At 73.4% G+C, this 13,047-nt stretch carries 15 protein-coding genes; 7 read left to right on the forward strand and 8 right to left on the reverse strand.

Going from position 1 to position 13,047, the window contains the following annotated elements:
• Nucleotides 1-478 (reverse strand): NTP transferase domain-containing protein (locus tag HET64_RS28095; RefSeq protein ID WP_215109956.1); only part of this gene is annotated, 478 nt, incomplete at its 3' end.
• Between the two features lie 249 nt (nt 479-727).
• Here HET64_RS28095 and HET64_RS28100 point away from each other — a divergent pair.
• Nucleotides 728-1,030: a DUF5955 family protein gene (locus HET64_RS28100; RefSeq protein ID WP_215109957.1), complete on the forward strand. Its 303-nt coding sequence runs from the start codon at nt 728-730 to the stop codon at nt 1,028-1,030.
• 22 nt (nt 1,031-1,052) lie between these two features.
• On the opposite strand, the gene HET64_RS28105 is transcribed toward HET64_RS28100, so the two are convergent.
• Together HET64_RS28105 and HET64_RS28110 are read right to left on the reverse strand one after the other, a co-directional pair.
• Nucleotides 1,053-1,688, reverse strand: a complete 636-nt coding sequence (locus HET64_RS28105; RefSeq protein ID WP_215109958.1) for a response regulator transcription factor — start codon at nt 1,686-1,688, stop codon at nt 1,053-1,055.
• A complete protein-coding gene (locus HET64_RS28110; RefSeq protein WP_215109959.1) occupies nt 1,685-2,884 on the reverse strand; it encodes a sensor histidine kinase in 1,200 nt (399 codons plus the stop codon). Before HET64_RS28110 ends, HET64_RS28105 begins: the two co-directional genes overlap by 4 nt.
• A 110-nt stretch (nt 2,885-2,994) precedes the next feature.
• On the opposite strand from HET64_RS28110, the gene HET64_RS28115 reads away from it, so the two are divergent.
• Complete coding sequence (locus HET64_RS28115) at nt 2,995-4,077, forward strand: ABC transporter permease (protein ID WP_215109960.1); 1,083 nt, start codon at nt 2,995-2,997, stop codon at nt 4,075-4,077.
• On the forward strand, nt 4,074-4,754 hold the full coding sequence (locus HET64_RS28120; RefSeq protein WP_215109961.1) for an ABC transporter ATP-binding protein: 681 nt from the start codon (nt 4,074-4,076) through the stop codon (nt 4,752-4,754). The genes HET64_RS28115 and HET64_RS28120 overlap by 4 nt, the downstream gene beginning before the upstream one ends.
• 56 nt (nt 4,755-4,810) lie before the next feature.
• Here the strand turns inward: HET64_RS28120 and HET64_RS28125 are convergent, their stop codons facing one another.
• Nucleotides 4,811-5,614 (reverse strand): IclR family transcriptional regulator, encoded by an 804-nt coding sequence (locus HET64_RS28125; RefSeq protein ID WP_215109962.1) that lies wholly within the window; start codon nt 5,612-5,614, stop codon nt 4,811-4,813.
• 352 nt (nt 5,615-5,966) lie between these two features.
• Between HET64_RS28125 and allB the strand changes: the two genes are divergently transcribed.
• The 3 genes from allB to HET64_RS28140 all read left to right on the forward strand — a co-directional run bounded on the left by allB (nt 5,967) and on the right by HET64_RS28140 (nt 8,987).
• Nucleotides 5,967-7,310, forward strand: coding sequence for an allantoinase AllB (gene allB, locus HET64_RS28130; protein WP_215109963.1), 1,344 nt, complete (start codon nt 5,967-5,969; stop codon nt 7,308-7,310).
• Between the two features lie 64 nt (nt 7,311-7,374).
• Nucleotides 7,375-8,496 carry an allantoicase gene (gene alc / locus HET64_RS28135; RefSeq protein WP_215109964.1) on the forward strand — a complete coding sequence of 374 codons (1,122 nt, stop codon included), beginning with the start codon at nt 7,375-7,377 and terminating at the stop codon, nt 8,494-8,496.
• Nucleotides 8,497-8,663: 167 nt separating this feature from the next.
• A complete protein-coding gene (locus tag HET64_RS28140; RefSeq protein WP_215109965.1) occupies nt 8,664-8,987 on the forward strand; it encodes a putative quinol monooxygenase in 324 nt (107 codons plus the stop codon).
• Between the two features lie 10 nt (nt 8,988-8,997).
• Here HET64_RS28140 and HET64_RS28145 read toward each other — a convergent pair whose 3' ends face one another.
• The 3 genes from HET64_RS28145 to HET64_RS28155 all read right to left on the reverse strand — a co-directional run bounded on the left by HET64_RS28145 (nt 8,998) and on the right by HET64_RS28155 (nt 11,608).
• Complete coding sequence (locus HET64_RS28145; RefSeq protein WP_215109966.1) at nt 8,998-9,828, reverse strand: aldo/keto reductase; 831 nt, start codon at nt 9,826-9,828, stop codon at nt 8,998-9,000.
• Between the two features lie 235 nt (nt 9,829-10,063).
• Nucleotides 10,064-10,843, reverse strand: coding sequence for an SDR family NAD(P)-dependent oxidoreductase (locus HET64_RS28150; RefSeq protein ID WP_215109967.1), 780 nt, complete (start codon nt 10,841-10,843; stop codon nt 10,064-10,066).
• 123 nt (nt 10,844-10,966) lie between these two features.
• Nucleotides 10,967-11,608: a TetR/AcrR family transcriptional regulator gene (locus HET64_RS28155; RefSeq protein ID WP_215109968.1), complete on the reverse strand. Its 642-nt coding sequence runs from the start codon at nt 11,606-11,608 to the stop codon at nt 10,967-10,969.
• A gap of 242 nt (nt 11,609-11,850) precedes the next feature.
• Here HET64_RS28155 and HET64_RS28160 point away from each other — a divergent pair, with 242 nt between their 5' ends.
• Nucleotides 11,851-12,768: a DMT family transporter gene (locus HET64_RS28160; RefSeq protein ID WP_215109969.1), complete on the forward strand. Its 918-nt coding sequence runs from the start codon at nt 11,851-11,853 to the stop codon at nt 12,766-12,768.
• 48 nt (nt 12,769-12,816) lie between these two features.
• Here the strand turns inward: HET64_RS28160 and HET64_RS28165 are convergent, their stop codons facing one another.
• Nucleotides 12,817-13,020 (reverse strand): hypothetical protein, encoded by a 204-nt coding sequence (locus HET64_RS28165; RefSeq protein ID WP_018961410.1) that lies wholly within the window; start codon nt 13,018-13,020, stop codon nt 12,817-12,819.
• Between the last annotated feature and the right edge of the window lie 27 nt (nt 13,021-13,047).

Here is a 13,047-nt window from a genome sequence, read left to right on the forward strand (position 1 = left end):
CCCCCACCGCGATGTCCGCCCACCGGTCCGCCCCGAACAGCACCGGATGGCCCCGCTCCCCGCCGTACGAGGCGGCCGCCAGACTCGCCCGCGAGCGGTACGCGAGACGCACCCGCGCCACCGCCTCCGCCCCGATCCCGGGCTGATCGACCAGAAGGACGAGCGCCGCGTCCGCGTCCGTCGTGTCCAGGGCGGCCATGCCCAGCCGGAGCGAGGAGCCCATGCCCTCCTCCCAGTCCGGGTTCACCGTCACCGCGCAGCCCGCGAGATCCGCGCGGGCCCGCACCTCGTCCGCCGCCGCTCCCAGCACTACGTGCAGCGGGCCGCAGCCGCCGTCGCGCAGCGAGCGCACCGCGTGCTCGATCAGCGGGCGGCCCCGGTGCTCCAGCAGCGCCTTCGGGCGGCCGCCGAGCCGGCGGCCCCCTCCGGCGGCCAGCAGTACCCCCGCGACCTCGGGGTTCTTCGCGGCGGAAGCCATGTCCGCGGTCCTCTCCGTAGCCGTGCCCGTAGGCGTGTCCGTACCCATGGGGCCTGGATACCACCGAGGGCTTCGCACACGCGACACGCATGTCACCCTCAGGGGTAACCCTGATTTCTTTCCGTGGGCTGGCGCGCACTGCCTGTCATGGCGTTAACTTGCGGACACACCCGGGGACTTGGCCACAGCCCGGGTTCGGGGGTCACACCGGCACACGGACGTGCGAGGGGGAGTGCTGTGTTGCGAAGCGTGGGGCAGAAGCAGCTGACCGGCAGCGACGAGGACCCGAGGGTGGCCGAGCTGCGGATGGCCGTCTCCCGGCTCCGCCGCGAACTGGCCGGGCTCCGCACCGATTTCCCCGACCGGCCGATCGCCGAGGACGAGCTGGCGGCCCTGGACGCGATGGCCGTCAGCGGCGTGCCGGAGATCCCCCGCATGCGCCGCTCCCTGCTGCTGATCGCGGGGGCCATCGGCTCGGTGAGCGCGGTGGCCGCGGCCCTGCGCGAGGTGCGCAACGCGGTCGACCTCTTCGGGGAGCCCCCGCGCCGCTGACCCACGGCGCGCGAGTCCGGCTTCAGCGGCGGATGAGCCTGCGGGCCGTGGCCGCCGCGACCGCCGACGTACGGGAGTCGACGCCCAGCTTGGCGTAGATGTGCACCAGGTGGGACTTCACCGTCGCCTGGCTCAGGAACAGCCGCTTGCTGATCCGCAGGTTCGACAGGCCCTCCCCGACCAGCTGGAGCACCTCCAGCTCCCGCCGGGTCAGCGCCTCGGCCGGCGTCCGCATCCGGTCCATCAGCCGGTGCGCCACCGAGGGCGCGAGCGCGGAGCGGCCCGCCGCCGCCGTGCGCACCGCCGCCGCCAGCTCCTGCGGCGGCGCGTCCTTGAGCAGATAGCCGCTCGCCCCCGCCTCGACCGCCGCCAGGATGTCCGCGTCGGAGTCGTAGGTGGTCAGGATCAGGACCCGGGGACCCTCCGCTGCGGCGGTGATCGTCGCCGTCGCCTCCGAGCCGTGCATGCCCGCACCGAACTGGAGGTCCATCAGGACCACGTCGAAGCCGCCGACGGCCGCCAGGGCGACGGCCTCCTCCGCGGTGGCGGCCTCACCGGCGACCCGGAAGTCCGGCTCGGTGTCCAGGACCGCGCGCAGCCCCGCCCGGACGACCGGATGGTCGTCCGCCAGCAGCAGCCGGATCGCGTCCCCGCTCATGCCGCACGCTCCGCTTCCGTCACGGGCAGCGGCAGCGTGACCGCCACCGCCGTGCCCTGTCCGGGAGCCGACTCCACGCTCAGCGCACCGCCGAGCGACCCGGCGCGCGCCCGCATCGCCGGCAGCCCGAAGCCGCCGTCGCCGCGCTCGTGGACCGGCGCCCCCGACGGGTCAAAGCCCTGCCCGTCGTCCACGACGTCCAGCGCCACCGAGGTGTCCATGAAGCTCAGGGTGATCTCCGCCCGCCCGGCCCGCGCATGGCGCACCGTGTTGGCCAGCGCCGACTGCGCGGTCCGCAGCAGCGCCACCTCGTACGGCGTCGGCAGCTCCACCGGGGTGCCGCTCACCGCGAACCGCACGGTCAGGTCCGGTGCGGTCGTACGGGCGCAGAGCCGCTCCAGCGCGGCGGCCAGCGAACCGTGCTCCAGGTCCGGCGGCGTCAGCGCGCGGACGAACGAACGGGCCTCGGCGAGATTCGCCTGCGCGGCCTCGCGGGCGGCCCGCACATGCGCGGCGGCGGGTGTGTCCTCGGGCAGCGAGCGCTCGGCGGCGCGCAGCAGCAGCTGGATGCTGGACAGGCCCTGGGCCAGCGTGTCGTGGATCTCCCGGGCGAGGCGCTCGCGCTCGGCGAGGGTCCCGGCCGTGCGTTCCGCCTCGGCCAGGTCCGCACGGGTGGCGACCAGCTCCACGATCAGTTCGCGCCGCCGTTCGCTCTCCCGGAAGAGCGCGTCGTACCCGAGGACGGTGGCGACGGCGACGGCCGCGCCGATCAGCGGCCCGATGAACGCGCCGGGCTCGATCTCCTGCCGGTGCACGACGAAGCCGGTGATCGCGGCGCCCGCGGTGACCACGACGGCGGGCAGCGCCCACCGCATCGGCAGGATGTGGAGCTGGAGGAAGTAGAGCGGGAAGGCCACCCACAGGGCGTCCGGCGACAGGACCAGCAGCGCGGCCCACAGGGCGCCGAGACCCGCCAGCCACACGGCCCCCGCCCGGTTTCCCGGCTGTACGGAGGAGGCGAGCGGCCCCGCCGCGTACAGGGCTGCCATCAGCACCGCCACCACCACGACCGCCGCGGTGTGCGGTGCGTCCTCGCTCGCCGTGCGGACGACCACCAGGGCCAGCAGCCCCATCAGCAGGGCGTGCAGACAGAGCCGCAGGGCTGCCGTGACGTGGGTGTGCGAACGCGAATCCATGGTCCGTCCAGCGTAGCCGCGGGCTCCCCGGACCCGGTCAATCGAAAGGTTGATCCCGGGCCCGTCCGCCGCGCGATGTTTTCCCGCCCGCGCCGCACGACGCTGGAGCCATGTTCGTCGCATGGAGAGACCTTCGCTTCGCCAGGGGCCGGTTCGCGCTCATGGGCTCGGTCGTGGTGCTGATCACGCTGCTCGTGGGCCTGCTGTCCGGGCTGACCGCCGGCCTGGCCCGGGAGAACATCTCGGCCGTCACCGGTCTGGACGCCGACCACCTGGCCTTCGCCGCGCCCCCCGACGGGCAGGCGGAGTCGTTCGCCAACTCGACCGTCCGGGAGGACGAGTGGCGGACCTGGGCCGGACGGCCCGGGGTCGAGGCCGCCCAGCCGGTCGGCATCCGCACCCTGAACGCCACCGCCGCCGGTGAGCGGACCGCCGCCGTCTCGGCCTTCGGCGTCGAACCGGACGGCACGCTCGGGCCGGAGGGGATCGGCCCGGGGCGGGTCGTGCTCTCCGGGAAGGCGGCCGAGGAGCTCGACGTCACGGCGGGCGACAGGATCGCGCTCGGCCGGACCGAGCGCGAGGTCGCCGCCGTCGCCACGGACGCCTCGTACAGCCACACCCCCGTCGTCTGGACCTCGCTCGACGACTGGCAGGGAATCGGCCACGACGGCGCCGGCCCCGCCGAACAGGCGACCGTGATCGCCCTGACCACCACCGGAGGCGTCGACCTCGCGGCGGGGGACGCGGCGGCGGGCACCAGCACGCTCACGCTCGACGACTCCCTCACGGCCATCGGCTCCTACCAGGCGGAGAACGGTTCGCTGCAACTGATGCGCGGCTTCCTCTTCGCCATCTCCGCCCTCGTCATCGGGGCGTTCTTCACCGTCTGGACGATCCAGCGCAGCGGCGACGTCGCCGTGCTGAAGGCGCTCGGCGCCTCGACCCCGTACCTCCTGCGCGACGCGCTGGGACAGGCCGTGGTGATGCTCGCCCTCGGTACGGGACTGGGCACCGCGCTGGCCGCCGGGGCCGGAGCCCTGATCGGCGGAGGAGCCGTGCCGTTCGTCCTCGACGCGGCGACCGTCCTCGTCCCGGCCGCCGTGATGATCGCCCTCGGCGCGCTCGGGGCCGCCCTGTCCATCCGACGGATCACCGCCGTCGACCCGCTCACCGCACTCGGGAGTGCCCGATGACGCTCACCCTGACCGACGTCACCCTCACCTACCCGGACGGCGAGGGGCGGCTCACCGCCCTGGACCGGGTCTCGCTGGACGTTCCCCCGGGCACGCTCACCGCGGTCGTCGGGCCGTCCGGCTCGGGCAAGTCGAGCCTCCTCGCGGCCGCCGCCACCCTGGTCACCCCGGACTCCGGGGAGGTGGTGGTGGCCGGGACGCCGACGGCCGGCCTCGGCCGGGCCGGGCGGGCGGCCCTGCGCCGGGAGCACATCGGCATCGTCTTCCAGCAGCCCAACCTGCTTCCCTCGCTGACCGCCGCCGAACAGCTCCAGGCCATGCGCCACCTGTCCGGGGGGTCCGCCCGCGGTGCCCGCCGCCGGGCCCTGGAGCTGCTGGACGCGGTCGGTCTGGCCGACCGCGCCGACCGGCGGCCGCACCAGCTCTCCGGCGGGCAGCGCCAGCGGATCAACATCGCGCGGGCCCTGATGAACGAGCCGGCGGTCCTGCTCGTCGACGAGCCGACCAGCGCGCTCGACCACGAGCGCGGCGCGGCCGTGCTCGACCTGCTGGTCACCCTGACCCGGGAGCGCGCCACCGCCACGGTGCTGGTCACGCACGATCTGGCGCACCTGGAGCGGATGGACCGCACGGTGACGATGGACGACGGGCGGCTGACCGTCCCGGCCGGGGTCTGAGACGGGGGCGGCGGGGCCCGGAGAAGCGGCGGGGTCCGCAGAACAGGGCCCCCGTCTCAGCCGCCGTTCGTGCCGTTGCTCGCCAGCGCGTCGGACAGCTCTCCCGCGACCTGCTGGAGGATCGGCACGATCCGCTCCGTCGCCGCCTCCGTCACCCGCCCCGCCGGGCCCGAGATGGAGATCGCGGCCGAGGTGGGCGAGTTCGGCACGGAGACCGCGAGGCACCGCACCCCGATCTCCTGCTCGTTGTCGTCCACCGCGTACCCGGCGCGGCGCACCAGCTCCAGGGCGTCGAGGAAGCCCTCCGGGGTGGTGATGGTCTTCTCCGTGGCGGCCGGCATGCCGGTACGGGCCAGGAGCGCGCGGACCTCGTCGGCGGGGGTGTGCGCGAGGAGCGCCTTGCCCACACCGGTGGAGTGCGGCAGGACCCGGCGGCCGACCTCGGTGAACATCCGCATGGAGTGCTTGGACGGCACCTGGGCGACGTACACGATCTCGTCCCCGTCCAGCAGCGCCATGTTCGCCGTCTCGCCGGTCTCCTCCACCAGCCGGCTGAGGTAGGGGCGGGCCCAGGTGCCCAGCAGCCGGGAGGCGGACTCACCGAGCCGGATCAGCCGGGGGCCCAGCGCGTAGCGGCGGTTGGGCTGCTGGCGCACGTATCCGCAGCCGACCAGGGTGCGCATCAGCCGGTGGATGGTCGGCAGGGGCAGACCGCTGCTCGCGGAGAGCTCGCTCAGCCCCACCTCGCCCCCGGCGTCGGCCATCCGCTCCAGCAGATCGAAGGCGCGCTCAAGGGACTGCACCCCACCGCTGGAACCGGAGGGCTTGGAGTCGGCTGTGCTGGCGTGGGACGGCGGCACGTCAACGGTCCTTTCGAAGCGGAAGGCAAGGCAGCAGCCTACCGGGCGGTTCCCGATCGGCCCACAGCTCACCGGTCGGCGTCCGTGCCGGTCAGGGGCTGTTTTGTCCGGGTGCCGACGGTCGGTGCGGGCGGCTCGGTGCCGCCTTTCCTGGCCTATGCTACGTTCCGCAGTTCGAAATATGACTTTTACTTTGTGGAAACCTCCAGTCGAGTGGCAGGGGTGGCCCGGTGGGCCCCCGTGGCGGAAGGTGGGGTCTTGACGAGGGCGATTCCCGAGTGAAGACTCCATCGAAAGCTTCAACAGTTCGTTGAATTCCTGTTGTGATCATTGCTGGAGTGAAGGAGCACAGGTGTCCGGTCCGGACGTGAACCTGATACTGCGCTCGACGCGCGTCGTCACCCCCGAGGGGACCCGGCCGGCGGCGGTCGCCGTCGCGGGCGGGACGATCGACGCGGTCCTGCCGTACGACACCGGGGCGCCCGCGGGCGCCCGTCTGGAGGACTTCGGCGACGACGTCCTGCTGCCCGGCCTGGTCGACACCCACGTCCATGTGAACGACCCCGGCCGCACCGCGTGGGAAGGCTTCTACACCGCCACCCGCGCGGCCGCCGCGGGCGGGATCACCACGCTCCTGGACATGCCCCTCAACTCCCTCCCGCCGACCACCACCGTCGAGCACCTGCGGATCAAGCAGCAGGTCGCGGCCCCGAAGGCGCACGTCGACACCGGCTTCTGGGGCGGGGCGATCCCGTCCAACGTCAAGGACCTGCGCCCGCTGTACGAGGCCGGGGTCTTCGGCTTCAAGTGCTTCCTGTCGCCCTCCGGCGTCGAGGAGTTCCCGGAGCTGGACCAGGAGCAACTGGCCCGTTCCATGGCGGAGATCGCCGGATTCGGCGGGCTGCTCATCGTGCACGCCGAGGACCCGCACCACCTGGCCGAGGCCCCGCAGCGCTCCGGACCCGCCTACGCTGACTTCCTCGCCTCCCGGCCGCGGGACGCCGAGAACACCGCGATCGAGGGGCTCATCGCCCACGCCAAGCGGCTGAACGCCCGCGTCCACGTCCTGCACCTCTCCTCCAGCGACGCCCTGCCGCTGATCGCCGCCGCCAAGCGCGAGGGCGTCCGCGTCACCGTCGAGTCCTGCCCGCACTTCCTCACCCTCACCGCCGAGGAAGTGCCCGACGGGGCGACGGAGTTCAAGTGCTGCCCGCCGATCCGCGAGGCCGCCAACCAGGACGCGCTCTGGGCCGGGCTCGCCGACGGCACCATCGACTGCATCGTCAGCGACCACTCGCCGTGCACCACCGACCTGAAGACCCCGGACTTCGCCTCCGCCTGGGGCGGCATCTCCTCCCTCCAGCTCGGCCTGCCCGCCATCTGGACCGAGGCCCGCAAGCGCGGCCACTCCCTCGACGACGTGGCGCGCTGGATGTCCGCCGCCCCCGCCGCGCTGGCCGGGCTGAACCGCAAGGGCGCCATCGAGGCGGGACGCGACGCCGACTTCGCGGTACTCGCCCCCGACGCGACCTTCACCGTCGACCCCGCCGAGCTCTTCCACCGCAACCAGGTCACCGCCTACGCCGGGAAGACCCTGCACGGCGTGGTCCGCTCCAGTTGGCTGCGCGGTGTCCGCATCGCCTCCGACGGCGTCCTCGCCGAGCCCGCCGGCCGCCTCCTCGAACGCGACCACTGACGAGCGCACCGGCCGCCCCTCCTCGTACGCGCCCCCCGACCGTGCCCGAAAGGAACCCCTGACCATGACGGACGCCGCGATACCGCGCTTCACCGGCGACGCAAGCCCCTACGCGGGCGGCGACCCGTACGCCGACCACCGCACCGCCGACTTCCCCTTCACCCACCTCGTCGACCTGGCCGACCGCCGTCTCGGGGCGGGGGTCATCGCCGCCAACGACGAGTTCTTCGCCGAGCGCGAGAACCTCCTCAAGCCCGGGCCCGCCGTCTTCGACCCGGAGCACTTCGGGCACAAGGGCAAGATCATGGACGGCTGGGAGACCCGCCGCCGACGGGGTGTCAGCGCCGCCGAACCGCACCCCACCGCCGACGACCACGACTGGGCGCTCGTCCGGCTCGGCGCGCCCGGCGTCATCCGGGGCATCGTCCTGGACACCGCCCACTTCCGCGGCAACTACCCGCAGGCGGTCTCCGTCGAGGCGGTCGCGCTGCCCGGCTCCCCGTCCCCCGAGGACCTCCTCGCCCCCGACGTCAAGTGGACGACGCTCGTCCCCCGTACCGCGGTCGGCGGCCACGCGGCCAACGGGTTCGCCGTCGACGCCGAGCAGCGCTTCACCCACCTGCGGGTCAACCAGCACCCGGACGGCGGGATCGCCCGGCTGCGCGTGTACGGAGAGGTCGCCCCCGACCCCGCCTGGCTCGGCGCGCTCGGTACGTTCGACCTGGCCGCCCTGGAGAACGGCGGCCGGGTCGAGGACGCCTCCGACCGCTTCTACTCCCCGGCCACCAACACCATCCAGCCGGGCCGCTCGCGGAAGATGGACGACGGCTGGGAGACCCGCCGCCGGCGCGACAAGGGCAACGACTGGATCAGCTACCGTCTCGCCGCGCAGTCCGGGATCCGGGCCGTCGAGATCGACACCGCCTACCTCAAGGGCAACTCCGCGGGCTGGGCGAGCCTCTCGGTACGGGACGGCGAGGAAGGCGACTGGACGGAGGCCCTTCCCCGGACCCGGCTCCAGCCCGACACCAACCACCGCTTCGTCCTGGACGGGACCGTCCGCGCCACGCACGTACGGATCGACATCTACCCGGACGGCGGCATCTCCCGGCTCCGGCTGTTCGGATCGCTCACCGATGAGGGCGCCGGGGCCCTGGCCGCCCGTCACCGGGAGCTCGGCGGCTGATCCCCGAACGCGCCCGGCACCTGGCGCACCGCGGTCGCAGGGGGATCGCGGTGCGCCCGGCCGGTCCCGTTACGTGAGGGTGTGTCACCCTGGTCGAGGTGCGGTGAGCAGGCCCCGAAGGCCGCGCGAGCCGCACTTTCCGACGCCTCGACCAGGAGCCCCCTCCCATGATCTTCATCGCCGTCAAGTTCACCGCCCTCGACCCCGAGGAGTGGCTCACCCGGCTGGACGGCTTCACCGCCGCCACCCGCCGCGAGCCCGGCAACCTCTTCTTCGACTGGTCGCACAGTGTGGAGAACCCCAACCAGTTCGTCCTGCTGGAGGCCTTCGCCGACGCGGCTGCGGGCGAGGCGCACGTGAACTCCGACCACTTCGAGGCGGCGATCGCGACGATGTCGGAGCTGGTGGCCGAGGTCCCCGAGATCATCAACGTCGAGGTGGAGGGCACCGGCTGGTCCCGGATGGCCGAGGTCACACCCCGCCACCGCTGACCGGCAGGCTCTAGAACTCCTCGTGGGACTCCGGGTCGCCGCCGAACCGCCGCTGCCGCCCGGACGCGATCGTGGTCAGCTCCTGCGCCGTCAGCTCGAACCCGAACAGATCGAGGTTCTCGCGCTGCCGGCCCGGGTCCGCCGACTTCGGGATGGGGACCGCGCCCAGCTGGGTGTGCCAGCGCAGCACCACCTGCCCGGGGCTCACCCCGTGGTCCTCGGCGATCGCCACGGTCGAGGGATCCTCCAGCACCTCACGGCCCCGGGCCAGCGGACTCCAGCTCTCCGTGACGATTCCCTTGGCCGCGTGCACCGCACGCAGCTCCTCCTGCGGCAGCAGCGGGTGCATCTCGATCTGGTTCACCGAGGGCAGCACGCCCGTCTCCCGCTCCAGCCGCTCCAGGTGCGCGGCGGTGAAGTTGGAGACGCCGATCGAGCGGACGAGACCGTCCTCGCGGAGCCGGATCATGGCCTTCCAGGTGTCCACGTACGTGTCGAGGCGGGGGAGCGGCCAGTGGATCAGATAGAGGTCGACGTACTCGACGCCCAGGCGGGCCCGCGACTCCTCGAACGAGGCGAGCGTCTCCTCGTACCCGTGGTGCCGTCCGGGCACCTTCGTGGTGAGGCGGATCTCCTCGCGGGGGACGCCGCTGCGGGCGATGCCCCGGCCGGTGCCGGTCTCGTTGCCGTAGTTGAGGGCCGTGTCGATCAGCCGGTAGCCGAGCTCCAGGGCCCCGGCGACGGCTTCCTCGGCCGCCGCGTCGTCCAGCGGGTAGGTGCCGAGCCCCACCGCGGGGATCCGCGTGCCGTCGTTGAGCGCCTGAACCGGTGTGCCGGACATGTGCTGGTCCCGTCCTTCCCGTCGCTGCCCCCGTCCCGGCCAGCGTAGGGGCGTGACCGGGACGGGGGCAGCCGGACGGGGCCGACGGGGGAGTGCTCCGGGGAGCGGCCCCCGGGGAAGCGGCGGGCGAACGACCCGGTCGGCGGGCGGGCGAGAACGCCGGTCGGCGGACGGGAGGAGCGCGCCGGGCGGTTCGGTTGTTCAGAGCCGGGGCCAGCTCAGGCCCGGGGCCAGCTCAGGCCGCGTGGCCGCCGTCCACGACGAGCTCCGTGCCCGTGATGAATCCCGCCTCCGCGCTCACGAGGTACGCGACGAGCGAGGCGACCTCCTCCGTCGTGCCGAAGCGGCCCAGCGCGGTCGCCGTGCGCTGGCCCTCGGCGAACGGCCCGTCGGCCGGGTTGAGATCGGTGTCCACGGGCCCGGGCTGGACCAGGTTCACCGTGATGCCGCGCGGCCCCAGCTCCCGGGCGAGCGGCTTGGTCAGCCCGGCCAGGGCGGACTTGCTGAGCCCGTAGAGGGTGGAGCCGGGCCCGCCCGCGTACCGGCTCAGGGCGGAGCCCACGGAGACGATGCGGCCACCGTCGGCCAGCCGTTCCGCCGCCGCCCGGCAGGCGAGGAAGACCGCCCGCACGTTCACCGCCAGCGTCCGGTCCACCTCCGCCCCGGCGAGCCCGGAGATCGGGCCGAGCACACCGATGCCCGCGTTGTTGACCAGGATGTCCAGCCGGCCGAGCGCGTCCGCCGCCCGGTGCACGGCGTCGGCGCCCGCGTCGGCGTCCGCCGCGTCGCAGCGCAGGGCGACACCCCGGCGGCCGAAGCCCTCGATCCTCGCGACGACCGCACGGGCCGCCGCCTCGTCGCGGACATAGGTGACGGCGACGTCCGTGCCCTCCTGGGCGAGCCGCAGCGCGATCGCGGCGCCGATGCCCCTGCTGCCCCCGGTGACCAGGGCGGCCCGGGCCGGGAGGACGGTGGTCGCGGTGGCGGGGGCGGTGGTGGACAGGGTGCTGGACATGGCCGGTTCCTTTGCTGAGGGACGCCGTCGCTCCGACGACATCCCTCAGCAAACGCGCATCGGGCCCAGCGCACCGGCGGGTATCGGACGCCCACGGCCGCAGGGCTCGGCAGCCCGGCCCGCCTACCGTGCGGGCAGCAGTGCGGGATCCGTCGCCGCGGCCCGCAGCCGGATCAGGATGGCCCGCGCCGCCTTGTCGTAGCCCAGGTTGTTGTTCTGGAGCACCGACTCGGCGTTGGCCAGCTCCAGCAGGGCGATCACCTCGAAGGCCAGTTGGCACACGTCGGTGTCCCCGGCCAGCTCCCCGGCGGACCTGGCGTCGTCGAGCGTCTGCTCCACGAAGGTGACCCAGCCCGTCTGCGCGGACGCCAGGGCGTCGTGCACCCGGCCGCCCCGGGCGTCGAACTCGGCCGTGGCGGCGTAGAAGAAGCAACCGCCCCGGAACACCCGCTCGCGGGAGTACGCGATCCACGCCTCGCACAGCCGCCAGACCCGCCCGAGCCCCGGTGGCACCGACCGGGTGGGGCGCAGCACATGGTCGACGTATATGGCCACCGCCCCCCGTACGGTGGCCAGTTGGAGTCCCTCCTTCGAGCCGAAGAGGGCGAACACCCCGCTCTTGCTCAGCCCGAGCTCGGTGGCCAGCCGCCCCAGCGACAGGCCCTCCAGCCCTTCGACCGAGGCGATCTGCACCGCCCGCCCCAGGATCAACTGCCGGGTCTGGTTCCCCCGCTCGACCCGCCCGTCCGCTCTTAACGACGTCATGTGACCACTCCGTGCCTCAGAGTTATCGAGGCGTCAGTCTAGGGAGCGGCGGCGCGGCCGAAGGACCCTGCGCCGTCCGGCCGAACGGCTCGACCGCCGCTGACCACGGGTGATGCCCCGGGACGATCCGAGCGTTGAGACAGGTGTTCCTTTTTCAGGAGCCCAGCGGATAGCGTGATCGCTCCGCGTGCGAGCCGGTGAGGTCTCCACAACATGTTCCGTGGAGATCACAGGAGATCCAGGTGTCCGCTGTCGCCGTGCCCACCCTCGCACCCCCGCGCCGTGCCTGGGCCACCGATCTGCCCGTGCTGGCGGTCGCCGTCGTCTGGGGCGCCAGCTACCTCGCGGCCAAGGGCATCACCACCGCCCACACGGTCATCGCCGTCCTCGTCCTGCGCTTCGCGATCGTGCTGCCGGTGCTCGTGGCGACCGGATGGCGCAGGCTGCGCGCGCTGACCGGTGCGCAGTGGCGGGGCGCCGGACTGCTGGGCCTCGTGCTGAGCGGGATCTTCCTGCTGGAGACGTACGGGGTGGTGCACACCTCCGCCACCAACGCCGGGCTGATCATCAGCCTCACCATGATCTTCACGCCGTTGGCCGAGGCCGCCGTGACCCGCGTGCGCCCGTCGGCCGGATTCGTCGCGGCGGCCGGGCTCTCCGTGGCCGGAGTGGTCCTGCTGACCCAGGGCGGCGGGTTCACGAGCCTCTCGGGCGGCGACCTCCTGATGCTCCTCGCCGCCCTCGCCCGGACCGTCCACGTCCTGGCCATGGCCAGGATCAAGGCGGTCCAGGACGCCGACTCGCTCTCCCTCACCACCGTCCAGCTCGGGACCGCGGTAGCCGTCTTCGCCGTGCTCGCCGCCGCCCCCGGCACCGGCGCCTCGCCGTGGAGCGCGGCGGCGGACTTCGGCGTCCGGGAGTGGGCGGGCCTGGTCTTCCTCTCGGTGTTCTGCACGCTGTTCGCGTTCTTCGTGCAGATGTGGTCCGTACGCCGCACCTCGCCGTCCCGGGTCAGTCTGCTGCTCGGTACGGAACCACTGTGGGCCGCCGCCGTCGGCATCAGCCTCGGCGGGGAACGGCTCGGGCTGCTCGGCGCCGCCGGGGCGGTTCTCGTCCTGGCGGGTACCGCGTGGGGCCGACGAGGCGCGGTCAGGGAGTGATCGCCGGCGTCAGGACGTGATCGACGTTGTCGGGGTCTGATCGCCGCGTCAGGACTTGATCGAGTCCGCGGCGATCATCACGGCCGCCCCCGCCACGATCAGCACGATGTTGACGAACAGCCCCCGGTCGCTGAGGAAGTCGATCCGCCGCACCACCGTCCACAGCCGGAACCAGCCCGTCCACTCGTACAGCAGCCCGCCGGCGCCCTGGGCGAAGACGAGGAACCCGATCGTCTCGACGATTTTCTTCATGGGCCGAGCCTCCCGCCCGCCCCGCAC

Source organism: Streptomyces sp. McG3, assembly GCF_018619185.1.
In the GTDB taxonomy this organism is placed as follows: Bacteria; Actinomycetota; Actinomycetes; order Streptomycetales; family Streptomycetaceae; genus Streptomyces.